Origin of the sequence: Brevibacterium sp. UCMA 11752 (assembly GCF_021532235.1) — a bacterium.
Lineage (GTDB): Bacteria > Actinomycetota > Actinomycetes > Actinomycetales > Brevibacteriaceae > Brevibacterium > Brevibacterium antiquum.
In genome coordinates this window covers 927,587-953,633 of sequence record NZ_JACBOS010000003.1, presented here as the reverse complement: position 1 = coordinate 953,633, position 26,047 = coordinate 927,587, and the positions used below count along the sequence as shown (strand labels likewise).

Sequence of the window (26,047 nt, the reverse complement as noted above, 5' to 3'; positions counted from 1 at the left end):
GAAGAGCATTCACACGCCGACCGGGGGTGGCATAAGGTCGATTGCAAGAAGCCAGCCCCAGGGCTAATCACGAAGGATGTGCACACCGATGGACGAAGTGAAGAACCTCGATGCCGAAGCTGTCTTCGCCGCACTCTCCCCCGCCGAGGCGGTCGCCGCCCTGCGTGCAGCGTTGACGAGCGATTTCGACCCCGCCGATGACATCCCGCGCACGATCACCGACATCTCCGCCGGGAACATGATCTTCATGCCCTCGGAGATCGGCGACTGGGTCGGGGTCAAACTCGCCGGCGTCTCCGTCGGCAATCCCGAACGCGGCCTCCCCCGAATCATGGCCCAGTACCTCATGTACGACAGCGCAACCCTCGAGCTGCGGACCGTCATCGATGGTGCAGCGCTGACGACCCTGCGCACCCCGGCGGTCTCCGTCGCTGCGATCGAACCTGCCCTGACCAGGTTCACTCAGCCGGTCAATGTCGTGGTCTTCGGCGCCGGCCCGCAGGGTGTGGGGCATGCCGACACGATCGCTGATGTCCTCGATGTCGAGCTCGCAGATGTCGCCTTCGTCGTCCGCTCCCCCGAACAGGTCACGTCCGATGTCCGTGACCGCGGCAGGGTGCTGCAAGCGCAGACCGCCGAGGTGGACTCAGCACTGCGCGCCGCCGACATCATCGTCACCGCCACCACCGCGAGCGAACCCCTGTTCTCAGCAGATCTCGTCAAGCCCGGTGCTGTGATCATGGCGTGCGGATCCCACGATCCCCATTCGCGTGAGCTGCCACCTGAACTCTTCACCTCGGCGATGGTGATAGTTGAAGACCTCAGCACAGTGCTGCGGGAGGGCGGGGACGTCGTCCTCGCGATCTCCGACGGGGCACTGGACGCGGATTCGCTCGTGACGATGAAGCGCTTCAGCAACGGCGAGATCAGCGCCGAGGCGGGTCAGACGGTCATCTTCAAGGGCTCAGGCATGTCGTGGGAGGACCTGGCCGTGGCCACGGAACTGGCAGGCAAAACGTGAGCACGTCTGCCGAAGGATCCGACGGGTCCACAGGCGCCACAGGATCCTCTGGGGCTTCAGGGTCCTCTGGGGCCGCAGGGAAATCGGGCGAACTTCGCCGCAGCATCGGATTGACCGAACTCGTCTTCATCGGCCTGGTGTTCATCGGACCGGCGGCCGCGGTCGGCGTCTTCGGCACGCTCGACGCGAACTCGGGCGGTGCCGTTGCGCTCGTCTATATCGTGGCCACGATCGTCATGTCGTTCACTGCGGTCAGCTATATGCGGATGTCACGGGAGATTCCGCGGGCAGGCACGGTCTTCGCCTACGCCTCGGCGGGGATCGGTCCGCGTGCGGGATTCACCGCTGGATGGATGATCCTCCTCGACTACCTGTTCATTCCGTCCGTGGCGTATCTGTTCACGGGCATCGCTCTGAATTCGATCTTTCCGAGCATTTCCGTCTGGCTGTTCACCGGCATCGCCGTCATTCTCACCACCGGTCTCAACCTTGCCGGCGTGAAGATCGCCTCGCGGGTGATCACGCTGGTGGTGGTCATCGAAGTGCTCGTGCTCGGGTTGGTCCTCGTTCTCGGCGTCATCTATCTGGCGGCCAACGGGCCCAGCCGAGATTGGCTGTCCCCGCTGACGGGCGTCGGCGCGTTCTCGATCACCGCGGTTCTGGCCGCGGTGTCCGTGGCTGTTCTGTCCTATCTCGGCTTCGATTCTCTGGCGACATTCGCCGAGGAGGCCAAGGGCGGGCCGAAGATCGTCGGTCGCGCCACCTTGGTCTGCCTTGTTCTGGCAGGCGTCTTCTTCGTGGCGCAGACCTGGGTGGGCAGTCTGCTCTCGCCGGTGTCTCCTGCCGAGCTGCAGGCAAATCCTGAGCTGGAGGGCGCAGCGTATTACGATGCCGTCGATGCCACCCTCGGGACCTGGGTGCACTGGCTGCTGGCCCTGGCCAAGGCCGTCGGTGCGGCGTTCTCCGCCATGATCGGACAGGCCGCCGGTTCACGCATCCTGATGGACATGGGCCGCAACGGTCAGGTGCCGAAGTTCCTTGGTCAGGTGTCCCCGCGGACCGGTGTCCCGTGGAAGGGAATCCTCGTCGCAGCCGTCGGCAACGTCATCGTCGCCGGATGGGCCACGACCCGTGCTGACGGTCTCGACCAGCTGACATCCATCGTCAACGTCGGCGCTCTGAGCGCGTTCATCTTCGTGCAGGCCTCGGTGGTCGGATACTTCCTCGTCAAACGCCAGGGTTCCGAGACCCCGAGCTGGTTCACGCATGGGGCGATTCCGATCATCGGCGCCGTCCTGCTCGCCATCGTCCTCGTCAGCGCGAATCCGCTGGCCCTGATCATCGGTGCGGTGTGGCTGGCCATCGGTATCGTCGTTTATCTGGTGCGCAACCGCCGACGGGCCTGACTGCGCAGACGGGCCTGACTGCGCAGACGGGCCCGACTGCTGGTCGGAGTCTGACTGCCGGGCCCAGCCTCGACCGGGCAGTGTCGAGTTCAGGCAGTGTCACGGTTAGTCAGTGTCACGGTCAGTCAATGCCAGGCAGTATCACGGTCAGTCTTGGAGACGGGTTGTGCCATCGATCCCACCTGAGGTGTTGAGCTGCTTGGCATAGCAGTAGTCGGCGCCAAGACCGTGCGATGAGCACCAGGACAGCGCCTCCTCTGGATCGTCGTATCCGATACCCACGACCGTGACCCAGAAGTCGTCTTCTTTGAAGCTGGCGAAATCACCAGACCATACCAGTTGCACGCGAGGGAACTCCTCCCGCAACTCTTGGTGTTCGGCGAGGATGTCCTTTTCCTTCCAGGTCTTTCCTTCGGCCTCAAGACCCAGCTTCTTCGAACTCAGCTGCGGCACCCATTTCCCGTTGAGGTCGGCCTTGACGCTGGGTCTGTCGCTTTCGATCAGCTGCTCAAGTGCCTTCGCAGGGTCATCCGACAGGGCCGGTGATTCCGAGGGATCGGGACTCTCTGAGGGGTCTTGGCTTGATGAGGCCTCGCTTCCCGGGCTCGTCGCCTCCGATGAGGCGGGTGCGGCGACCGTGTCACCGTCGGAGTCATTGCCGAACAGAGTAGCTGCGCCCCATCCGATTCCGAGAGCGACAACGACGATGAGAACCACGCCCATCGCGATAAGCCCTCTCCGGCTGCGGGACTTCCCAGCCGGTGCGGCGGGATAAGGCCCTTGCGCATATTGGGCATTGGAGTTCTGTGCCGGCGCCGGCTGGTGCTGTGGATGCTGTTGGTGCTGTGGATACTGTTGATACTGACCCGGTGAGGCCTGCGCCGAAGCGGATTCGCTCTGCGGGCGCTTCGGCCTGGGGTACGGGGGTGTGGTGGGAGCCGCAGGAGGCCCTTCGCCCAAACCATTGCTGGCACGCTCTTCCGGCTGACTCCAGCCAGTATTGGCCTGTTGGTTCCAGCCCGATTCCGACTGCTGATTCCACCCTGTGTTGGGCTGCTGCGGAGGGTTCGCCCCGCGTCCTTGCTGACCGTTGCCGTTCCACGCAGGGTCGCGACCACTCCCGGGTGGAGGTGGATTCTCACTCATCAGCGGCTCTCGATCCTTCTTTGCGAAATGAGTCCTTGAGGACAACTTCCATGGTTTAACAAGCCTATTATAGGATTGCCACTACAAAATGAATATGCGGTCGCATATTGGCTTATATCCAAATACACACCCCTCGCCTGCATCGAAGCAGACCCACACGGATGAAGGACCACTCATGAGCGACTCATCTCACGACGCCAAAGACAACGGAGCCGCAGAAGAGTCGGACAGCACTGCCGCCGGGTTTGACTCGGACAACGACGACCCGGACTCCACAGCGCGATTCGCTCCTGGCTGGAACCAGACCAACCAGCAGCAGTCCCATCTCTATGACTCAGAACCGCAGGCGCAATCCCCATCTCCATCCCCTTCTCCAGGGATGGGATCACCCCACCCGAGCCCGGACCCCCCTGCCTCTAGCCAGGGCTCGCCATATCCTGCGTACGGTGCTCCCCACGGGCAGCAGCATCCCGACCCGAACTCGTACTACTCTCACTCGGGCAATCAGACGAATGGGTTCCCGGGAAGCCAACCGGGAAGCCAACCGGGTGGATACCCCGGCAGCCAACCCGGTGGGCACATGGGCAGCCGGCCCGGCGGCCACCTCGGCGACCAGCCTCAAGGAGTTCCCTATCCTCAGCCTCCCCAATACCCTCAGTCTCAGATGTCTCCGTCAGCGGCGAAGTACCTGTCTGCGTTGGGTCAGGGAGCCACATGGCGCAGCGCCCTGATCCCGCCGGGGCTGGCGCTGCTGGCTGGAATCATCGTCTCGATCATCATCTCGGCGCTGCTCACCTCGATGAGCGACTTCACCGCTCTCGCTGAAGAGACCGGATTCAACACCGACGGAATCAGCTATGCGCTGCCCTTCGTCCTGCTGGCAATGTCCCTGTTCGGTTCGGCTGTATTCCGCTTCAACGTGCAGGCCGGAGACATGGGCCAGGCGTCGGGCAGCCTCTTCGCCTCGGGAGCACCGCTGCTCATCACCATCATCGTCATCGGTGTGCTGTGGTGGTTCACGAAGCGCAGCGAGCTGAAATCGCCGTCACCCAATCGCGGCGTCACCTGGATCCGCATCGGGATCACGACCTTGTCGATGGCTTTCGTTCTGCTTCTTCTCGAACTGATCTTTGCGGCGCGCTTCTCCATCACAGAAAGCGGCGGGGTGATCGATCTCGAGTTCTCCGCCGTGACCGTCCGTTCGTTCTTCCTGCCGCTGCTCGCCGTGCTCATCACCAGCATCTGCGCAAGGATCGCCGGGCACTTCAAGGGCAGTGAGGCCATCGGTGCTCCCTTCCTGCGGTGGCTCGTCCCGCCCATTCTCGTGACGTGGACCCACCTCATCGTGGCCACCCTTGCCCTGTCGATCGTCGCAGTCTTCATCATTCCGCTGTCCTTTGACATGCCCTGGCAGACGATTCCAGCGCTCTTCATCAATGTGGGTCTGATCCTCACCATGCTCGTCCACCTCGGCGGAGTCAGCGCCTCGGCACAGGGAGACATGATGGGTTACGACTCCGGCGGGTTCTCGGAGTCACTGACCATCTTCAGCCGCGAGGCACCCGGGCAACTGTGGATCGGGCTGCTTGCGGTCGTGGCCGCCGTCCTCGTCGCAACCCTTGTCGCCACCGTGACTCGCCGTCCCTATTGGACAGTCGCCGGCGAGGACAAGGCGCAGTGGACGACTGCGTGGAAGATTCCGTTGGCGTTCTGCGCTATCTGGGGACTGCTGTCCGTGTTGGCCGTCCCCCTCCGCATCCATCTGGAGGGCTCAGCCGCGGCTGCAACGATGTTCAACGACTTCGGCACCGCCCGCGCCGGTGTCGGCCCTCTGGCCTGGTCGTTCCTCCTCTTCGCACTCTGGGGCGTTGTCATCGAGGTTCTGTCAAGGACCCTCGGCCCGCGGCTTGTCCTGACTGTTCCGGCCGTCGCGAAATTCTTCGCTGGACGGGCCGTCCACCCACACTGGGGCCAGGCGCTGGGCATGAGCGAACCACGCCATCCCCTCATCCATCCAGATGCCGTCGCTGGCCGTGGTGCCGGAGCCGGCATACCAGCCGCCGGAGCTGGTGCCGTTGCTGGTGCGGGTGCGGGGGCCGGGGCCGCTGCTTCGGCCTACCCAAGCGTCCCGCAGTCAGGGCCCTCGGCGCACGCAGACCCTGGTGCCTATCCACCTGCAGCGGAACCTGGCGCGTATCCATCTGCAGGTACTGCCTATCCGATGTCCGCTCCCCCGAACGGTGCCTATGCAGGGGCCGGCTCGCCCCCACCTCCCGGAACCGCACCTGCCCAACCCTTCAACAAGAAGAAGGCGATTCTGGTCGGCGTGATCAGCGGCTCGGCGGTACTCGCAATCGTCGCGGCACTCATCGTCGTCACGCAGGTCAACGGGAATACGTTCAGCCCCGAGGCCGCCGTTGAGAAGTATTTCTCCGAACTCTCCGATGGCGATGCCGAGAGCGCGCTGAAGATGGCCGATGTCGACGTGCCCACCGAGCAGCGGCAGCTGCTGACGAACGACGTCCTTGGTGCCGCAAAGGCCCTGCCGAAGGACGTCACCGTCGAAGATGCCGATGTCAACGGGAACTCGGCGACAGTGACCGCGACCTACGACGTCGGAGGAAGCAAGGGCACGACGAGTTTCTCTCTGCACAAGGCGGGCAAGAAGGCACTGTTCTTCGACGATTGGAGGCTGCAGGCGCCCGAGCTCTTCTACCTCTCCGTCGAGACTCCCGATTTGAGCAAGGTCAAGATCAACGGCATCGATATCGAGACCAGCGAATCCGGCCTCTCCCTTCCCGCTTTCCCGGGAATGTACACCATCGGACTCTCGGAGGAGACCGACTTGGTATCTGCAGACGAGATCGAGGCTCGAGCGTTCTTCGCCGAGGAAGGCGACATGGAAGGGTACGAGCCTGCGCTGCTCGCGGCCCAGCCCACCGATGCCTTCCGCACCGAGGTGAACAAGCAGGTCAAGACTCTCATCGACAGCTGCGCCAAGAAGACCGTCGCTCAGCCCGATGGTTGCCCCTTCGGCTCGTACAGCGCTGAGAGCTACGACGCGACGAACATCAAATGGTCGATCTCCTCGTATCCGACGGCAATCGTGGGCGATCCGTCGGGCGAAGGCTACTTCGACCCTGAGGGATCCACCGGGCCCAACGGCGGACCCGCCTGGCCGATCTCGACAGAGACGACAGGTGAGGCGTTTGTGACGGGAAAGTACGACTCGTTCTTCGATGAATCAGACACCTTTGACGACACGGTGACGTTCTCGGTCGACGGCACCGCTGAGATCGTCGACGGCAAGGTCGTGATCAACATCGAGGGCGACCCGTACGACTTCTGATCAGGGCCGGGTCGCTCCGGTCAGGGCTGGCTCGCTCTACTCACGGTTGGGTGGCACTGCTCAGGGCTGGATCGTCGACAGCAGGTTCAGCCCCTCAGCCACATAGTGTTCGCGCTCCTCGCTGGGCACCATGGCCCCTCCGGTCACCCAGACCAAGTGAGTGGCATCGGCATAGCGCGACCCCTCGCCGAGGTGGTCCATCGTTCGCCAGGGAACGGTGAGTCCCGCAGTCGCCGAAGGCTCGACATCGAGCCCCTCGGTCTGGTGGAGCACACCGACGCCTGCTTTGATGACTTCATCGGAGACTGTGGCGAATCCGGAGATCAGAGGGCTGATCACCGGTCCGATGAAACGTGAAGGTCGTGCCACAGCCAAACCGTCGGCGGCCGTGGCCCCGCTGAGGCCGATGTCCTGGACGCAGATCTCGCTGTGCAGACCGGTACGAACGCCGAGGAACATGGCAGGTGCTTGGCTCGGCTCCACGAAGATGCAGTGCACATCATCGCCGAAGACACTCTTGAGCCCATAGGTCACTCCACCTGGTCCGCCGCCGATTCCGCACGGTAAGTACACCACGAGAGGGTGTTCAGCGTCGACTGTCACTTGTGCGGCTTCGAACTGGTTTCTGAGACGCAGAGCGGCCACCGAGTACCCGGCGAAGAGACTGCGTGAGTCTTCGTCGTCGACGAAGTGAGTGCGCGGTGCCCCTTCGGCGGACGCTCTGCCTGCCGACACTGCCTCGACGAAGTCTCCAGAGTGTTCGATGACGTCGACACCATGACTGCGCAAGAGCTCCTTCTTCCACTCTCGAGCGTCGGCCGACATGTGCACCGAGGCGGCGAAGCCGAGTGCCGCACTGAGAATGCCGATCGACAGTCCCAGGTTTCCGGTGGAGCCGACGACGATCCGGTGGGTTCCGGCGAGCGCATGAAATTCCTCGGCGCTGTAAGTGGCGGGATCGTTCGGGTCCAGTCCGTGGCCAGCGGCGACCACCTCGGCGTATTCGAGGACCTCGTGGAAACCACCACGCGCTTTGATCGATCCGCTGATCGGAAGAGCATCGTCGCGTTTAAGCCACAGTCTGCCGGGCAGTTCGACACCGAGGCGCTCGTTGAGATCCGCCTGCGCAGCATCGGCAGGGACGAGCGGGGATTCGATGATTCCCCGTGCAGGCGCGGTTTCCGGGAAGGTTTCGGCAAACCACGGGGCGAATCGCTCGAAACGCTGTGCGGCACGATTCATCAGGTCAGGATCAACCTTCATGTCTCGCAGAACCACCTCGGCGAGGGACAGATCATGACGGGTCCAGGTCGTCGGCGCACCTGCCGCCAATGCCCGGACGACCGGGTCATCGGCATCGAACTCAGAATCGGAATCTGTGTGTGGGGTCATGCCTTCACGCTCCGCTTCGTGACTGGAGATGGTTCTTCATTTCAGCCTAACCTCTCCGGTCGAGACCCCCGGTGAGTCAACCTGATGATCTGGGGGTCAGTCCTTATGGATGTCCTTCGCGCCCTCCAGCACGTCCGCGAGTTCACCGAGCCATTTCGTGTAGCCGTCGTAGGTATAGGCCCGCTTGTCGTCCCAGGTACCGAGCTGATCATGTTCGACCGGAAGCAGGCTCTTGAAGATGGGGTTGTTCTCGTAATCGGCCGAGGCATCGTGGATGAGCATGACATCAGACGGATAGTCGCTGATCTTCTCCCATGAGACTTCAGCCCAGCTGCTGTCTGCTCCCGAATCAGGGCCCACGAGGTGAAGCCCATCCTCGGCGAGCATCGACGCGACCCCGAGTTCTTTGGCGGTGTAGATGATCTCGCGGCTGAAGTTCGCCAGGAGAACTGTCAGCTCTTCTCTGTCGGCGGCGATGTCCCGGATGCGCTGTCGAGCGTCTTCAAACCCCTGACGCTGCTCCGCGATCGCTCCGGTTTCAGTGTCTTTCCCAAGCGCCTGTGCAATCGCGGCGTACTGAGCGAACATGTCATCCGGGGTTCCCCCGGAGAGCTTGACCGGAACGAATGGGGCCAGCGAGCCTACCTGCTCCGTGAGCTTGTCTTCCCACCAGGTCCAGCCGTCACCCTTCTCGTTGCCGTAGGCGATGACGATATCGGGGTTGGTCGCCGCAAGTGCCTCGAGATCGAGTTCCATATCGGTGCCGACGACCTGGACTCCCGTCTGATCGAAGGATTTTCCGGGTGACTCATTCTGGCCGAAGCCGTAGACCGCCACCGGCTTGATTCCATAGGGAGCCAGCGCCGCAGCAGAGTAGAAGTCCATTGCGATCCGTTCGACCGGCCGATCCAGTGTGATGGTGACATCGTCATAGCCTTCCGGGGAGTAGGAGAATCCTGAATCACCGGACCTCGCGGCAGCCTCGCTGTCCGGGTTGCCGCATGCGACAAGGGCGAATGGGGCGAGTGCAGACAGTGCGAGCAGTTGGCGGCGGCGCATGGGTGACCTTCCGGGTTTGTCAGAGATGAAGTCTTCGTCGACTGTGGCGTTGCTGTCGGTGTGGCATAGCTGTCAGCGAGGCGTTGCCGTCGCAGGTGAAGAAGTGGATGTCGAATGAAGTTCAGAGCGCAATTCGTGCGGATCGCTCATCGTTGACCTCCAGTGAACGAGGCAAACACCGTCCAGCTGTGAACACATTAGCATTATTTGGAGAGGCTACCCTTACCAATATGGCGTAGACTCGTTGATGAAGGTCGTACACTCACGCTGCAGGCAGCTTCGCCCTGCAGTCGTCCATACCGTGCTCTCCGTCGCAACGGGGACCGAAGGAGCATCCGTGCCACAAGCACCCATTGCCGCTTTTGAAGCCACTGTCATCAAGATCGAGGATCTCAGCCCTGTGTTCCGTCGCATCACCTTCGGCGGCCCGGGTCTGGATGATTTCGGGGTCAGCGGCCATCCGCGCGACCTGCGGTTCAAGCTCATCATCCCTTCTGCGGGCAAGACGGAACCCGAGTTCGATCTTCTCCGATTCCTCGATGAACAGGATCCGGAGTCCGGCCTCTCGTGGTATCAGGCGTGGTTGCAGATCGACCCGGCGATCCGAGGTGCCATGCGCACCTACACTGTGCGCGAGTGGCGCGAAGATGTTCGCGAACTCGTTGTCGATATGGTTCTCCACTTCGATGGCCAGGGGCATTCGGGTCCAGCCGCCGCGTGGGCCCAATCCGCGCAGCTCGGCCACCGCCTGCACATCATCGGGCCGTCCCGCCACGCAGAAGGCCCCACCGCAGGGATCGAATTCGCGCCCGGAGATGCAGACAACATCTTGCTCGCCGGCGACGAGACAGCAGTCCCTGCCATCGCCTCGATCCTCGAGTCCATCAAGGATTCCGGGGCGCAGGGCAAAGCATTCCTCGAAGTCCCGACAGCCGAGGATGTTCTCGACCTCGACGCTCCCGTGGGATTCGAGATCGAATGGCTGCCCCGCGGCGACGCCGATCACGGGGAACTGCTCGAACCAGCCGTCCGTGATGCTGTCCGTGTCGAGGACACGGCTCTCGCCGAAAAGAAGGTCCTCGCTGAGTTGATCGCATCGGGCGGCGCTTCAGACGTTAAATCGCGTGGCGTTTCGGACACAGGCACAGCAAGCGCTTGGCCGGTCGAACTCGAGGACATCAACATCGACGAGGCGATCCTCTGGGACGTACCGACTGCCCTGACTCAGGCGGCCCAAGGCAGCTCGAGCAATACCCAAAAGGATTCTCGTCCGTTCTACGCCTGGATTGCCGGCGAGGCCGGGCCCGTCAAGCGACTGCGTCGCTACCTCGTTCAGGAAGTCGGTGTCGATCGTCATCAGATCGCCTTCATGGGCTACTGGCGGCAGGGCAAAGCCGAGGGCTGACCAGCCGAATCGATCAGTCGAGTGATTGCTCGGTCCGCAGCGGGCGCTTCGCGGACGAGCGAAGCATCTGCGGGACAATTGCGAATGCCGCGCCAATGAGGCACATGACCCCACCGACGGCCGCCAGCGGCGGTGGGACTTCGCCCAGTGCGAGCCATGCCAGAACAACGACGATCGCGGGAACGAGCAGGCTCGAGGAGCTCAGCACCCCAGCGGGCAGAAAGCGAATCGCATAACCCCACAGGTTGAAAGCGATCGCAGTCGGTACGACGCCGAGATAGATGACCTGAATGGTGATGTCCATTGGCGCGTGAGCCACCTCGGTGATCAAGGCAGGCGTGAAGATCAGGCACGCGATCGTTCCAGCCACGATTCCGGTCCACGTGACAGTCACCGAATCGTCACGTGACAGAAAATGCTTCTGCAGCAGAACACTTGCCGCGTAGAGGATGGCGGCTGCCAGACTGAGCAGAAGACCGCCGATCGTGACGACTCCCGAGAAGCTCGCAATCGTGATCAGAACGATGCCTGCCAGGGACACCGCGATTCCGATGATGAGCTTCGCAGGAAGGCCCTCGCCGAGGAACAGCCCCGCAAATATCGCGACGATCAACGGTGCGATGTTCACGATCATGGCGGCTGTTCCCGCATCGATCGAACGCTCTGCGGCGTTGAGAATCACCGTGTATCCGGCGAACCATGCAACTCCCCAGATGAGAGTGATCATCCAAGTCAGCTTAGTGGTCGGAAACTTCGGCCGCCGGAAGAGCATCCACGCAGAGAGCACGACCGCGGCCGCGCCCATTCTCAGCAACGACATCGGCCCCGGTGTGTAGTGAGCAGCCGCATCTCGGATGACCACGAAGGAAGAGGCCCAGAAGATCATCGTCAACAGTGCCGCGATCCACGGCATGGCCCGAGGAGACCTCGCCGTCTGCTGCTGTGCTGGAGTCGCCGCCTGAATCTGTGCGGGAGTAGCCGCCGTCTGAGCCTGGGCGCTGTCTCCACTGGCCGAGTTGTTCTTCATGACCTCGATTATTCTTGTCTGGACCATCGAAGAAAAGCGCACATCATTGCACATATGTACGTATTCTTCGTACAGTTGTGCAATGAGCACTGTCATTCAGCTCCAGTCCCTGAAGTCGGTCGCTGCCACAGGTTCAGTACGCTCAGCGGCACAGCACCTCGGACTTTCACCTTCGGCCGTCAGCCACCATCTCAAGCTGCTCGAACAGGACATGGGCCTCACCCTGTTCCAGAGGCACGGCCGGGGCCTGTGTCTGACCGAGACCGGCTCGGCCCTGATGGGAGAAGTCGATGGCGTCCTCGAGTCGTCAAGCCGCCTGCAGCAACGCGTGATGGATCTGAAGGACAGCCGAGTCGACCGCCTTTCGATCGGATACTTCAGCACCGCGGGCAACCGATGGATGCCGGAGCTGGTCCTTTTCCTCGAGCACAGATTCCCACATATGGCAGTCCAGCTCAATCTGGATGAGGGTGCGTGGCACGAAGACCGATCCGACATCCAGATCATCATCACCGAGACCAAAGATCCGGCGTTCCCGCCCGAGATCAACAGCAGTTTTCTCCTTGAGGATCCGTACGTCGTCGCCGTACCAGCGGATCACGAGCTCGCCGCGCGCAAAGAGGCCTCGTTGGCAGAGATTGAGAGCTACTCGTGGATCGACAACGACAAGGGCGAGGGGCCGTGCAGAACAATCCTCTTCGATGCCTGCGCTCGGGCCGGCGTTCAGGTGCACTTCAAACATGAGGCCCATACCTTCGTTGCCGCACTCCACATGGTCAGCCGCGGTCTGGGCATCACCTTGCTGCCGCGCCTAGGGATCGACCAACTGCCAGAAGGAGTGGCCATCATTCCCCTGGCCGCGCCCGAGCCGATTCGCTATGTCCACGCACTCAGCGATTTGGGCCATCCGCAGCAAGGCGTCATCAACGATGCGATCACTGCACTTCGTGAACTCGCCAGCGATGAAGCCGTGATCCGGTAGAGCCAGGAAGGTTTGATTCGGTGAAAGTCCTACCAGACAGATGCGCAATTGAGTCGATCCTGCAGAAGTTGAATCAGTCGTTGAAGAGTGTGTCGATGACTTCTTGAGCCACGAACCTCGCATGCAATACCGGCCGCCGGGCCGGATCCATCGATGCCGGAGGCACCCACGCAGGACGCCCGTCTTTGAGCATCACCGTCTCCCAATCCGACCGATCCAAAAGATGGTGATGGGCAGAACAACTCAACATCATATTATTGACATCCGTCTTACCGTCTTGTGCCCACTCAACAATATGGTGGGCATCGCACCACCCCGGCGGAGCATCACACCCCGGGAACGTACACCCCTGATCACGAGCAGTGAGAACCGCGATCTGCTTGGCATTGGCAAACCGATTCTCCGTGACCACCTGCATCGTCTTCGCCTTGTCAGAGATGAGATCGAAGAACACCGCCCCGTTCAAACCATGACGGACAAGCTCACTGATCGGGACCGGATTCTCAGTCCCCGTCGTCCCAGCACCAGTACCATTGGCAAGATCTTCAGCCTTTGCCGTGACCACCAGAGCGTAGGGCGAACCTTGACCGGTCCGCGTCATATCGATCCGGCCAATGAGAGTCGCGAAGCGTTCGTAGATCCACTCCTGGGCACTCAACCTCTGACCCGTCATGTCAACGAGAGTTCCGTCTTCGAGGACACCAGACTCCGTACCGGATCCACCCGCACTTAAACTGCCCTCAACGCTCTTCGCGATCTTCGTTCTCTGCGTCAGCAACCCATTGAGGACACCACCCGTGACCGGGTCCAGGAGACCACAGATCTCCCAATCACCATTATCACGAGCATGCAGAGTCACCTTGTACATGGTCCGATCCGTGGCATCTGTTGGTTCCTGACCATCGGGATCGATATGGGCCAGGATCCGCGCGAAGATCGCCCGCAGGTCATGAACCCGCACGCTCGGGGCCTTCTCCACGAGAGTCGATTCGGCATAATCACGATTATCCTGACTGACCCACGTGGACAGCTTCGTCAAACAGTCTTTGATGACCCTGGCCTGATCGGCTGAGAGTCTGCCTTCATTGAAGGCATCAGCAACCAGGGGAAACAGTGGTGGCTGTGCTTGCCCGGTCAGAGTCACTCGCCCGCCGAGGCTCTTGGCCATATCGGTCCGCCGGTTGGCCTCCCGGGCGGTGATATTCAGCCTGTCTTGGATGAGGGCCTTCGTTGTCTTCGCACCATAGTCGGTGGGTGTTCCGACTCGTTCACACACGGCCAGAGCCAGAGTCGATAGAGCCTCGTTGACTCGGCCCAGGGCCTCGAGTCCGTCGATGAGTTTGATCGCATCATCAGGACCCATCCGCCGGTCAAAGGATCGCAGCCCGTCCTTGAGTCCACTGAGCGCGGTGAGGCTGGTCGTGACTTCGGGAGCGAACCGTGACAGATCTGTCCACTCTTCGCTCGAAAGCAGAGGATGAGGACCAGGGGTACCGGGACCGGGAATAGCCGGACCTGTGTCGTCACCCGAAGTATTGGCGGCTGGAGTGCTGGCAGCCTCGACAGTCCTGCCGTCGTCTGCAGTCCCAGCGACCTCGCCGGTTTCGTTGCCACCGCCAGTTCCACCAGTTTCGCCAATTGCGCTTGTTTCGCTGGCTTCCGAACCACGTGCCTCTGACTCACCGTGGCCATCAGCTTCATCGCCATCAGTGGCCGGCACACCCTCGGCGTGCGCACCGTCGGCCTCCGCACCCTCAGCGCCCGATCCGTCCTGATCGCTTGACTCGCCAGTGGGCACGGCCGCGAGGGATTCGAACTTGCCCGCGAGTGGGTGGCCGGTGAGGTCGAGGTTGGAGTCTTTGAGCTGGTCGAACAGAGACTGCTGTCCCACTGCCGAAGAGGACGACTCTCCCGCAGAAGACGAAGCATCAGCGGCACCTGAACCCGCCACAGCATCACTGGGACCGGGGCGTGGGTCACGCTCTTCCGGGTTTCCTGGTGTGCGGTCGGGGGTGAGAGTCATGGTACTGAAGTCCATTCGCCAACATCGTCGTTGCTCTTCCCTTAATTATACATTCATTTCACCCAATTGCACCCTGAGTTTCGATTTCAGTTCGTTCATTCCTCAATTCTCGTATCAATTGCCGACCCAGAAACTGAATGCTCCCACAAAGCCCCAGGTCAGAGGGTAGAACGACAATCACCCCACGAAAGTCGGAGACCTGAAACCAGAACGTCGGAAAAAATTTCAGCCCGACAGAACGCTGATCACACAAAAATGAGTCGCGACATCGTGTGATCACGATGTCGCGACTCGACGCCGAAAGCTGGCCGCCTCAGCTCAATGCAGCCCTCTCAGATCGCGCTGAGCATCTTCCCTGGGTTGAGGATCCCCTGGGGGTCAAGAGCATTCTTCACAGCGATCTGGATCCGCCTCGAGCCCTCGTCGAGCTCGTTGTTGAGCCAATCGCGTTTGAGGAAGCCCACACCATGTTCACCGGTGATCGTGCCGCCCAACTCGAGGCCGATGCGCATGATCTCGCCGAAGATCTCCTGCGCCTTAGCAGTCTGCTCCACGTCGCTGGCATCGAAGAACACCGAGGGGTGAGTATTGCCGTCACCAGCATGGGCCACCAGGGCGATCATCAGGCCAGATGACTCCTGCAGCTCTTTCAGCCGGTCGCAGAACTCAGGCATCGCCACACGTGGCAGACACACATCGTCGAGCAGCTGGCCTCCGCCGTGAGCATTGGCGAACTTCTCGTAGGCGGGCTGGATCATCCGCCGTGCAGCGATGAGCGCCGCCGAGTCGCTCGGATCGTCGGAGTACGCGACGTCGAGGGCACCGCAGGCTTCGGCCACCTCGGCGAACTGGGCCATAACTGCTTCGGAATCCGCAGGATTCTGGTCGACCTGCATGATGAGCATCGATCCGGCATCTGAGTCGAGGCCGAAGTCGCCGAACCCGTTGAGCATCTTCAGGCTCGACGAATCGAGGAACTCCAGCAGACTCGGCACACCGCCGGCGGCCATGAAGTCCGCCACGGTCTGGAGGCCGGAGCGCTCGTCGGGGAAGGTCGCGACGGCGGTGAATGGATCGGGCAGCTTCGGGATCAGGCGCAGGGTCGCCTCGACGACGATGCCCAGCGTGCCCTCGGAGCCGACGAACAGGTGGCGCATGTCGAGCCCGGCGACGCCCTTGGCTGTCTGCGGGCCTAACTTCGTGAGCGTGCCATCGGCCAGAACCACCGTGAGGCTGCGAACGTAATCCCTGGTCACGCCGTATTTCACGCAGCACAGGCCACCAGCATTGGTGGCGATGTTGCCGCCGATCGACGACAACGCGACCGAACCCGGATCGGGTGGGTAGGACAGGCCGAAGGGTGCGAGGTGATCCTTCAGGTCCTGGTTGATGATGCCGGGCTGGACGGTGACGAGCCGTTCGGCCTCATCGACAGACACGACGTCCTTCATGCGCGAGACGTTGAGCAGGATCGCCCCTGGTGAGCCGTTCGCCCCACCTGAGATCCCCGACCGAGCACCCTGCGGGACGACGGGGACGCCGTGCTCCGTCGCGAAGCGCATGACCTCCTGCACATCGGTCGCCGAGGTGGCCCTGACCAGAGCGATCGCCCCTTCGTGGGGGCAGAACAGAGCTTCGTCGCGGGCGTGGGCTTCGATAACGTCGGGATCCGTCGTCAGCGCCCCCTCACTCAACCGTGCCGCGAGCGCATCGAGTTCGGCCGCACCGACTGCGGTCTGGTCCTGTACTGTCATGACGTCCTTCCGAACGGAACGGCCGGGGTGGTCACGACCGCCTCGGCGACTGTCTTCTGATGACGATCGGGTGTGTGTTCGCCCCTACTTCGCCATCTCCGGATTCACCTTATCGGGCGCGGGAGCGGCCTTGAGGATGAGGGTGACGATTCCGGCCGCGACCATGGCGGCACCGACGACCCACATGCCCGCGTTCTGAGTTCCGGTGAGCTCGGCGAGTCCGCCGGTGATGTAGGGCGCGAAGAATCCGGCCGAGTTGCCCAGCGAATTGATGAGCGCGAGTCCTGCGGCGGCTCCGGCGCCGGCGAGGAAGGTCTGCGGCAGGGGCCAGAAGGTCGGGAGGGCGGCGCAGATGGCCATGCAGGTGATGGTCACGGCGATCATCGTGGTGAACGGTGAGCTCAGGTACAGGGCGATCGGGATCGTGACGCCGCCGATGAAGAGCGGGAGCGCAACGTGCCATACACGCTCATTGGTCCTGTCGCCGTGACGGGACCAGAAGTACATGGCCAGCGCACCGAAGACGTACGGAATCGCGGTGATGAAGCCGATCTCGACAATCGAGTATTCGACGCCGAAGGTCTCCTGGAAGCCGGAGATGATTGTCGGCAGGAAGAAGCTCATCGCGTAGAGGCCGTAGACCATGCCGAAGTAGACGAAGGACAGCGCCCACACGCGTGGCTGCAGAAGGGAACGGCGGACCGGGTAGTGAAAGTTGTCAGCCTTGTCCTTCTCTTCTGCGTCCATCCTCGACTGCAGCCAGTTCCGCTCCTCGGAAGTCAGCCATTTGGCGTCGCGTGGGTGATCAGTGAGGTAGAAGATGCACATGATGCCGAGCAGGACCGCAGGCACGCCTTCGACGACGAACATGAAGCGCCAGCCTGCGAAGTTCTCGAAGATCGAGTTGCCGCTCGAGATCAGCCACGAGGACAGTGGAGAGCCGATGACGCTGGACATCGGGATCGCGAGCATGAACAGCGCGGTGGCCCGTGCCCGCATCGATGATGGGAACCAGTACGTGAGGTAGAGGATGACGCCCGGGAAGAATCCCGCCTCGGCGACGCCCAGAAGGAAGCGCAGGAAATAGAGCCATCCGTGGCTGGGCACAAACGCCATCGCCGCGGCCACGATGCCCCAACTGATGAGAATTCGGGCGAGCCAGATCCGAGCACCGAACTTGTGCAGCGCAAGGTTCGAGGGCACCTCGAGGAGGAGGTAGCCGAAGAAGAAGATGCCCGCTGCGAAACCGAACTGAGTAGCCGTCATCGCGAGATCTTCGTTCATGCCACCAGGGCCCGCGATGCCGAGATTGGTGCGGTCGAGGTAGTTGATGAAGTACATCGCGATGATGAACGGAATCAGCCGAACTGTGACCTTCCTCAGGGTCCGCTTCTCCATTGCTGAATCGCTCGGCGGCTGCTGGCTCACAGGTGGGTTCACCTCGGATGACATGTGATCTCCCTCGATCAGGCTGAAGCCGCGGTGGCGGCTCTCGGCACACTACGTCGAACACATTACGTCAGCTTTCGCTCAGGATCCTAGAGATCGGCTCCAAAGTGCCAAATATCGGGACGCAGGTGCTGACGACCGCCGGGCCTAGGATTGACCCCAAGAACCAGAGGAGGACGCACCATGCAGCCGATGACCGAGCTCGATGCCGATTCCCTGCGTGACTACTATCGGAAGTTCGCCCGATTCGAAGCGAGCGGCACTTCACCGATCTACGCCGCATGGGCCGCAGGCGTGGCCGAGGATGACGAGATCATCGCACTGCTCCTCGAACTGCCCAAGCCCAAGCGTCAGGCCAACCTTCTCTTCGCAGCTGCCCGCCACCTCGGCGCCGGTGAGGGTGACTACCCATCACTGCGAACGTGGCTGCTTGCGCACTGGGGCGTGACCCGGGACCTGATGCTTGCGCGCTCGACGCAGACTAACGAAGCCGGCAGGTGCGCCGTGCTGCTGCCGGCACTTGCACGGATCGAGGGGCCGATCTCCCTCCTCGAGGTCGGCGCCTCGGCGGGCCTGTGCCTGTACCCCGATCGTTACAGCTACACGTACACCACAGAGTCAGGGCCGCTGACCCTTCACCCCGAGGCCGGCCCGAGCACTGTCGAACTCGCCTGCGAAATGACGAATGCAGCGCCACCCGAGCGGATCCCCGAGGTCGCGTGGCGAGCCGGAATCGATCTCAATCCCATCGACATCACCGACAGTGACCAGCAGGAATGGCTACGCGCGCTGATCTGGCCGGAGCACGGACTGCGCCGGGATCGTCTGAGTGCCGCGGCCGCCCTTGTGTCCGCTGACCCGCCGAGGCTGGTTCCAGGAGATCTGCTCGAGACTGTGGAAGGCCTGTTGGCCGAGGCTCCCGCAGGCACGCAGAAGGTCGTATTCCACAGCGCAGTGCTCGCCTATGTCGAACCGGCCGAACGCGAAAGCTTCGCCACTCTCATGCGGTCGCGTGATGACGTCGTGTGGATCAGCAATGAGGGAGGCGGGGTACTGCCCGATATCGGGACTCAGATTGGCCGCGAAACCGACGGACGATTCGTGCTCGCTGTCAACGGGCAGGCGATTGCACTGACCGGGCCGCACGGGCAGAGCTTCGAGGGACTGGGCTGACGAAGTTGCTCTTCAGGCAATCGAAGAACTGGCCGTATACAGCTTGCACATCCGCAGCGAAAAGACCGCGCTGACGAGCTCCGCTAAGCACAGCGGATCTTTCAGCGAGCGTCCCGTGAGTTCGTGCACACGGCGGAGTCGATAACGAACCGTGTTGGAGTGGCAGTACAGCTGCTCGGCGGCGCGCTCGGCCGATCCCTCATTGTCGAAATAGGCAACGAGCGTGTCGAGCATCATCGACCGGTCCGAGGCGGGCAGCTCCAAGACCCCGCTGAGCACCTCATAGGCCAGCCGGCGACCCTCATTCGGCTCACATGCGAGGAGCGCAGCCAAAGGACTCGAATTGAACTCACGCACCTCTGTCTGACCTGGTCGCAATGTCGACAGAGCTGTACGTGCCAGCTGCAGAGCACGCGGCGTCTCAGCCAGCGCCCTGTATGGCGGGCTCACTCCTGCCCGTACTGCAATGCTTCTCAGTACACCCAGGGCAGCTTCGTGCTGCTCGGAGTGCAGTGACACAACTCCGAGCTGCAGCGTCGGCGTCAGCTGCCACCCAGAGACAATGCCTTGGTCCGCAAGCTTCCGTTCCACGTCGGCCAGATCTCCGCCTGGCTGGTGACGTTTGTCGAGCGCAACCACGATGAGATCCGCCCCCGGGGCAAGGCCGAGCAATGTGGCCATCTCCCAGGAGCTGCAATCCGGACTCGGCCGTCCAGCGAGCAGCGACTCGACCAGAGCCGAGCGTCGGCGCCCCTCTTCGGCGAGAAGCTCAGCCGATGCCGCCCGATAGGAATCAGTCAACGCCGATGCGTGCGCATCCGCGACTGACCACAGTCGAGTTGCCACCGCGAAGATGGCCTCCGGGGCTTCACAATCGCCTCCAGGCTTCGCTGCCTCGACCAGCGCGCCCCACAGAACGCCGAAGCTCAGATGGTTCGCCTGCAGGATCTCGGCCAGAGGAATCCCCTGCTGGGCTCGACGTCTGCCTGTCTCACGGGGCGCCGTCATCTGCAACGTGTCGTGACAGTGGTTCATCGCGTTGACCGCGGCCCTCAGGTTGTCCTCGATCGATCGATGAAGGTCCTTCTGAAGAAGCGGATCTGCGCGCTCGTAGAGCGGAATTCGCTCGAGAATCATGTCGTGGGCCTCCCTGACAATGCGCGGCATCTGCGAATCAGCCCAATACACGAGCTGATCGGCATCCGACATCGTCAGCGCTCCCGCCGGCCGGCTCATCTCTGAAAGGTGCAACCCTGTACCCATTCCTCAACCTCGCGTCCAACCGATGTGTACCGATAGTACAAGTTTCAAGCTAGTCATGCACGCATGATCCTCGTTACCGTCATATTCGACCCAAGGACAATTCACCTTGATTTCCCTGGAAAAACGCCGTTATCTGTGTACGTAATTTCCGCGACGAAGAAAGCACCGGAAGGACGATCACGAAAATATCTCGCTTCAGGCGGATCGATCGGTAAAAAGCGATCAACTATGACGCAAAACCTCAGGTCTCCTGTCGCTATCCAGCAATTGTTGCACATCACAACCAGGCTTGTTCTTCGTGTCAAAGTTCAATAGAACTCTCAAAATCTCTGGACACGGCCTGAGCGTTTCGGAAGTATGTCCTGTGGGTAACGCTCGTTGGTGCATATGCCGACATCTGAGGGAGCGGTCCAAACAACGAGCGGTACTTTGGAGGTAAATTCGTGTCTCACCACGTGCAATCACGTCCCCACGATGGTCATCGAAAGAGAAAGACGGCTCTCAGGCGAATTCTGCCTGGCCTCGCTGTCGGAGTCGCGGGAACATTGTTGGCTTCGACCGCGGTATCGGCACAGGACGTCAAAGCCGATGAGCCGACGGAAGCCGGAGCCAGTGTCGCAGGCATGACTCTAGACTCGAAAGAACTTGTCGCACTGGGTAAGTCCAAGGCCGCATCCGAATCGGATCCGGGCCCGAACCGCGAAGCATTCAACGGCGCCATCGGCGCCGACGAGGTCGTCGATTTCGGTGCAGGCTACGAGATCCCGCTCGATGATTTCCTCAGCTTCGGTGAAGCCGGAGCCATCCACAGCGAATCCACCGCTGCCGACTCGAAGAACGGCAAGTCCGTCACCGGAATCGTCGGCGCCGACGGTGGACTCACACTCGACGGCAAAGACAGCGACTTCGGCACCGCGAGCGTCGACCTCCTTTCGCTGGTCGATGCCACCGGAAAGTCTGATGTCACCGACGGACTCATCGACCAGGCAGACTTGAACTTCGGTCTCGGCGGTGCCTGGGTCGAAGCAGTTGACGGCGAGCTCCAGGACCCAGACGGTGTGGGCGGGTACGGACAGTACCGCGTCGGTGACGCAAAGCTCAATCTCCACTCCCCCGCCATCGAAGATGCCGGCGACGGAGTGTCGGACGCTGCAGGTCAGATGGAAGACGAGGTGGCCGACAAGGTCAACGACGCGCTCGGACTCGGCAAAGCCCTCCCGGGAATGAAGGTCGACACGACCGTCACCTCCAACATCGAGGAAGACGTTCTCGATGCGATCCTGCGTGAACCGATCAAGACGGATGACGGACTCGCCACGATCGACCTTGGAAAGGGCTCGGTGGAGGTCGACCTCGCCCGCCTCGGCGGCAACGACGACGGAGTGACCGATCGTCCGGTCGGAATCAACAATCAGGACCCGAACTCCGAGCTGATCGACGATGAGACATACCCGCTCATCGCCAGCAGCATTCACGATGCCATTGAGAAGGTCATCGACGTCGCAGTGGACACAGCGATCGAATCGCTGCGCAGCGCGAAAGTGAACGTTGATATCACCGCCCTCGATGGAACCACCGCAGGATGGGACATGGACCTCACCGGAAAGGTCAGCAACTACGACTGCAAACCTTCGGGCGCAACGGGATCGGTGTCCTGCACGACGATCGACACCGTGATGAACTCGATGAAGACCGTCACAGGCCCGATCTATGACAAACTCTCGGACCCATCAGGCCTGCTGTACAAGGCGTTCACCACGATCAAGACCGACATGATGACGGTCCCGATTCGCGCGGCAGTTGATCCATTCCTCGAGCTGCTGGCTGATAACCTCGTTTCGCTGCAGATCAACCACCAGGAGACGACTGAGTGCAAGACTGCGGACGGCGAAAAGGTCGTCAGCGGCGTGGACGTCTCCGCCCTGAGCCTCGGCGTTGCCGGTGGCAAGTCACGGATGGGCTTCGGCAACGCTGGAGTCCGCACCGACCCTTGTGGTGAGTCAGCAGACGCCGTCAAGCCGGGACCGGTCGAGCGGCACAGCAACAGGTCGATGTTCGACCCACGCAATCTGTTCCCTGGTCTGTGAGACTCCTGACCGCTGCTGATCGCGATGCCAGTCATCGCAGTCCACAACAATGCAGCACACGCGTTCACGAACACTGCGAATGCGGCGAACACAGCGAATGCACGACGCTCATTCCGCGATGAGCACCCGGGTGGTGGCGACACATTTCATGTGCCGCCACCACTCCCATTTGTCCATCGGATACCGCTTTGTCCATCAGATACCGCCGGGAAAGACGAGCTGAACAACCTTGAGTAGACATGCCTACACGTACAGACGTCTGTTGCAGATCCTGGCAGGAGGACTATGTCTCATCCTCTTCGTCTCGGCGTGCACTCGAGGTGACACCTCACTCAAAGATGCGAAGACCGCGGATTCCTCTGCAGTCGCCTCCAGCAGCTGCAAGGAGCCCGCGAAGAAGGTCTCGCAGACCCTATCCAGCGGAGCGACCTGGACGATGTGCTGGGGTGTCCATCCCGATTTCGGCCTCAGTCTCTCCGAGGTCTTCATCGCACCTCCCGGCAAGGACCCGATCAGAATCATCGATTCTGCCTCCATCGCTCAACTGGAAGTCCCGTACGACACCGGAAAACGCAATACATCGGATATCACCGCGGCCGGCTTCGGCGGCCGCAAGATGAAGACGCTGAAGGCCGATGCCTGTGCGGGAGACCTGAACTCGATGGAGATCCCGAAGATCGGCGACGGCAAGTACGGAGAAACCGAGACACGCAATGTCCTGTGCACCGAGGTCATCGACGACGGACTCGCCTATCATTCGAGCGATCTCGTAGCACCAGCCTCCGACCGAAAGAACGCTCTGCGACTGTCGACGGTTTCACGGGTGGGCTGGTATGAGTACGTCTCTCAGTACACATTCGGCTCGGATGGATCCATCGACGTGCAGCTCGGGGCAACCGGCGACCTCTCGCCTGCCGACTACACGGACAAGGATCACGGCTGGGACGTCGGAGACGATGAACATGCGGCAAGTCATTCGCATAACGCCGTCTGGAAGGTCCGCTGGGGACTCGGAGGCGAAGGCGGAATGAAGGCGCAGCAGTTCGACGCCACGCCGACGGGCGAATCCGGACCGGAATCACCGATCATGACCGGCAAGCTCAAGGATATCGACCACCCGACTCTCGCACGATGGAAGGACCGCCGTTGGTGGCGAGTCCTCAACCCCGATGTACTCAACGACGACGGCCATCCCATCTCCTATGAGATCGATACCGGAAAGTCGGACTCATTCGAGTTCGTCGATGACGTCGAACATGCCCACTCCCACGAGGAAGAGCCCGGGTACGACGTCGGCTTCACGAACTTCAACGAATGCGAGCAGTATGCGACGAACAATCGAGGCGATTGCGGCCGTGGAGTCCCTGAGTTCGTCGATGACGGCAAGGGTCAGAAGCTCGACGACGTCGTGTCGTGGGTCGCTGTCGGATTCCATCATGTCCCCCGTGATGAAGAGCAGTCGCCCATGGAGATGCACTGGCAGGGATTCAAACTGCTCCCTCGTGATCTCACCGCTCAACGATTCGACATTCCCGAAGGGCATGAAGAAGTGAATGGTGTTCCCGACTCCGAATGGAATCAGGAACCGACGAATTGATTAGCTACTGTTTAGTAGCAAATGGAAAATTCCCCTGAGAGGACTGCTGATCTGCCTGGCAAAATCGTCTTGAGGCGCGAGATTAGCATTGCGGGTAAATAGCGTTACAAGGTAGGCTGATTTTGCTGACTTAGCATATTAGCTACTTGGCAATCGCATTAAAGTACCTCAGAGCGGAAATGCGATAACTCCTGAGCGCACGCAGCTTCCCGTGCGCTCGGGAGTCCTAATATCTATTAACTACATCAGATTTGCACTAATAATGTCACGCGGCGATCGCGTTGACCGGACCGCACGACCTGAGCTACGAAAGACCCTGACCGCCGAGGCGGGCCCGCATTCTGGCACTGGCGTCGTTGAGTCCCACAATCTCTACGTGCTTTCCATAGTGCTCGTACTTGTCGGTCACAGAGTCCAATGCAGCGATCGTCGAAGCATCCCAGAGATGGGACTGATGCATGTCGATGACGACGCGCTCAGGGTCTTCGGCGTAGTCGAACATCGTGTACAGGTCGTTGGAGGATGCAAAGAACAGTTCACCGTTGACGGTGTAGCGGGCACTCGGACGTCCGTCAGATTCCACGATCTCACGGTTGACGCTGACGAAGTGCGCCACTCGATTGGCGAAGGCGACCATGGCCACGAGCACGCCGAGAATCACTCCGATCGCCAGATTGTTCGTCCAGACAGTCGCAATGACGGTGACCAGCATGACGGTGGTCTCTGACTTCGGCATCCGCTTGAGAGTGCTGGGGCGGATGGAGTGCCAGTCGAAGGTCGCCCAGGAAACGAAGATCATGACCGCTACCAGTGCGGCCATGGGGATCAGCGCAACGATGTCGCCGAGGACGACGACGAGGATGAGCAGGAAGACACCGGCGCAGAACGTCGAGAGCCGTGTCCGAGCCCCCGAGGCACGCACGTTGATCATGGTCTGACCGATCATCGCGCAGCCGCCCATGCCACCGAAGAACCCGGTGACGATGTTGGCCACACCCTGCGCCCAGGACTCTCGAGTCTTGTTCGAACGGGTATCGGTGACATCGTCGACGAGTTTGGCCGTCATCAGTGATTCGAGCAGACCGACCAGGGCCATCGCCACCGCGTAGGGGGCGATGACCTTCAGCGTCTCAAGTGTCAGCGGCACCTGCGGAACAAGGAGGGTCGGCAGCGACTCAGGCAGCTGGCCCTTGTCACCCACATTGGGAACATCCCAGGCGAAGAGCACGACGAGAAGGGTCAGGACGACGATGGCGACCAGGGGCGCCGGCACGATGGACGTGAACTTCGGGAGGACGAAGACGATGATGAGGCCGAGCAGGCACAGTGGGTAGACCAGCCACGGGACGTCGAAGAGTTCGGGCACCTGGGCCATGAAGATGAGAATGGCCAGGGCGTTGACGAATCCGACCATGACTTGTCGCGGGATGAATCGCATGAGGCGGGCGACTCCGACCAGTGCCAGAATCACCTGGATCAGACCTGCCAGGATGACTGTGGCGATGAAGTAGTCCGTGCCGTGCGAGGCCACCAGGGGTGCGATGACGAGCGCCACTGCACCGGTCGCCGCAGAGATCATTGCCGGTCGTCCGCCGAGGATCGCCACAGTCACAGCCATCGTGAATGATGCGAAGAGTCCGACTCGCGGGTCCACACCGGCGATGACGGAGAAGGCGATCGCTTCGGGGATGAGCGCCAGACCGACGACGAGCCCGCCCAGAATCTCGGTCTTGAGCCAACCGGGCCGTTTCAGCGTCCGGAGCACACTTTGGCGCTCCTCCGGTGTCGGAGTGTGCCGTGCACTGTCTGGGGGCAGGGTGGTGGACACAGTGGGGCTCCTACAGGCAGGAAGAAGACGGGAAACGAGTTGGTACCGGGAGTCGTCACGAACCTTCACGGCACGTCAGAGTTCCC

General features: G+C 61.4%; 17 protein-coding genes. 8 read left to right on the top strand and 9 right to left on the bottom strand.

Going from position 1 to position 26,047, the window contains the following annotated elements:
• Positions 1-88 precede the first annotated feature (88 nt).
• Positions 89-1,021 (top strand): ornithine cyclodeaminase family protein, encoded by a 933-nt coding sequence (locus HU144_RS04280; protein WP_235350277.1) that lies wholly within the window; start codon positions 89-91, stop codon positions 1,019-1,021.
• Positions 1,018-2,427, top strand: coding sequence for an APC family permease (locus HU144_RS04275; protein ID WP_235350276.1), 1,410 nt, complete (start codon positions 1,018-1,020; stop codon positions 2,425-2,427). Before HU144_RS04280 ends, HU144_RS04275 begins: the two co-directional genes overlap by 4 nt.
• Positions 2,428-2,574: 147 nt before the next feature.
• On the opposite strand, the gene HU144_RS04270 is transcribed toward HU144_RS04275, so the two are convergent.
• A complete protein-coding gene (locus HU144_RS04270; RefSeq protein WP_235350275.1) occupies positions 2,575-3,573 on the bottom strand; it encodes a hypothetical protein in 999 nt (332 codons plus the stop codon).
• A gap of 175 nt (positions 3,574-3,748) precedes the next feature.
• Here HU144_RS04270 and HU144_RS04265 point away from each other — a divergent pair, with 175 nt between their 5' ends.
• Positions 3,749-6,922 carry a hypothetical protein gene (locus HU144_RS04265; RefSeq protein ID WP_235350274.1) on the top strand — a complete coding sequence of 1,058 codons (3,174 nt, stop codon included), beginning with the start codon at positions 3,749-3,751 and terminating at the stop codon, positions 6,920-6,922.
• A 60-nt stretch (positions 6,923-6,982) separates the two neighbouring features.
• On the opposite strand, the gene HU144_RS04260 is transcribed toward HU144_RS04265, so the two are convergent.
• Together HU144_RS04260 and HU144_RS04255 are read right to left on the bottom strand one after the other, a co-directional pair.
• Positions 6,983-8,314, bottom strand: coding sequence for a D-serine ammonia-lyase (locus HU144_RS04260; RefSeq protein ID WP_235350273.1), 1,332 nt, complete (start codon positions 8,312-8,314; stop codon positions 6,983-6,985).
• 96 nt (positions 8,315-8,410) lie between these two features.
• Positions 8,411-9,373, bottom strand: a complete 963-nt coding sequence (locus HU144_RS04255) for an ABC transporter substrate-binding protein (RefSeq protein ID WP_235350272.1) — start codon at positions 9,371-9,373, stop codon at positions 8,411-8,413.
• 337 nt (positions 9,374-9,710) lie between these two features.
• Between HU144_RS04255 and HU144_RS04250 the strand changes: the two genes are divergently transcribed.
• Positions 9,711-10,778, top strand: a complete 1,068-nt coding sequence (locus HU144_RS04250) for a siderophore-interacting protein (RefSeq protein WP_235350271.1) — start codon at positions 9,711-9,713, stop codon at positions 10,776-10,778.
• 13 nt (positions 10,779-10,791) lie between these two features.
• Here HU144_RS04250 and HU144_RS04245 read toward each other — a convergent pair whose 3' ends face one another.
• Positions 10,792-11,805, bottom strand: a complete 1,014-nt coding sequence (locus HU144_RS04245) for a DMT family transporter (RefSeq protein WP_235350270.1) — start codon at positions 11,803-11,805, stop codon at positions 10,792-10,794.
• A gap of 82 nt (positions 11,806-11,887) precedes the next feature.
• Here HU144_RS04245 and HU144_RS04240 point away from each other — a divergent pair, with 82 nt between their 5' ends.
• On the top strand, positions 11,888-12,787 hold the full coding sequence (locus tag HU144_RS04240; protein ID WP_235350269.1) for a LysR family transcriptional regulator: 900 nt from the start codon (positions 11,888-11,890) through the stop codon (positions 12,785-12,787).
• A gap of 73 nt (positions 12,788-12,860) precedes the next feature.
• On the opposite strand, the gene HU144_RS04235 is transcribed toward HU144_RS04240, so the two are convergent.
• The 3 genes from HU144_RS04235 to HU144_RS04225 all read right to left on the bottom strand — a co-directional run bounded on the left by HU144_RS04235 (position 12,861) and on the right by HU144_RS04225 (position 18,016).
• A complete protein-coding gene (locus HU144_RS04235) occupies positions 12,861-14,810 on the bottom strand; it encodes an HNH endonuclease signature motif containing protein (RefSeq protein ID WP_235350268.1) in 1,950 nt (649 codons plus the stop codon).
• A 332-nt stretch (positions 14,811-15,142) separates the two neighbouring features.
• The gene (locus tag HU144_RS04230) at positions 15,143-16,564 is read right to left on the bottom strand and encodes an FAD-binding oxidoreductase (protein ID WP_235350267.1); all 1,422 of its coding nucleotides are present in this window, start codon (positions 16,562-16,564) and stop codon (positions 15,143-15,145) included.
• Between the two features lie 84 nt (positions 16,565-16,648).
• On the bottom strand, positions 16,649-18,016 hold the full coding sequence (locus tag HU144_RS04225) for an MFS transporter (RefSeq protein ID WP_235350266.1): 1,368 nt from the start codon (positions 18,014-18,016) through the stop codon (positions 16,649-16,651).
• 189 nt (positions 18,017-18,205) lie between these two features.
• Between HU144_RS04225 and HU144_RS04220 the strand changes: the two genes are divergently transcribed.
• Positions 18,206-19,186, top strand: coding sequence for a DUF2332 domain-containing protein (locus tag HU144_RS04220; protein WP_235350265.1), 981 nt, complete (start codon positions 18,206-18,208; stop codon positions 19,184-19,186).
• Positions 19,187-19,198: 12 nt separating this feature from the next.
• Here the strand turns inward: HU144_RS04220 and HU144_RS04215 are convergent, their stop codons facing one another.
• Entirely contained in the window at positions 19,199-20,422 is a 1,224-nt protein-coding gene (locus tag HU144_RS04215) for a PucR family transcriptional regulator (protein ID WP_235350264.1), read from the bottom strand.
• A 650-nt stretch (positions 20,423-21,072) separates the two neighbouring features.
• On the opposite strand from HU144_RS04215, the gene HU144_RS04210 reads away from it, so the two are divergent.
• The gene (locus HU144_RS04210) at positions 21,073-22,536 is read left to right on the top strand and encodes a choice-of-anchor G family protein (protein ID WP_235350263.1); all 1,464 of its coding nucleotides are present in this window, start codon (positions 21,073-21,075) and stop codon (positions 22,534-22,536) included.
• Positions 22,537-22,798: 262 nt separating this feature from the next.
• The gene (locus tag HU144_RS04205) at positions 22,799-24,133 is read left to right on the top strand and encodes a copper amine oxidase (RefSeq protein WP_235350262.1); all 1,335 of its coding nucleotides are present in this window, start codon (positions 22,799-22,801) and stop codon (positions 24,131-24,133) included.
• A gap of 304 nt (positions 24,134-24,437) precedes the next feature.
• Here the strand turns inward: HU144_RS04205 and HU144_RS04200 are convergent, their stop codons facing one another.
• Positions 24,438-25,961 (bottom strand): SulP family inorganic anion transporter, encoded by a 1,524-nt coding sequence (locus HU144_RS04200; RefSeq protein ID WP_235350261.1) that lies wholly within the window; start codon positions 25,959-25,961, stop codon positions 24,438-24,440.
• Between the last annotated feature and the right edge of the window lie 86 nt (positions 25,962-26,047).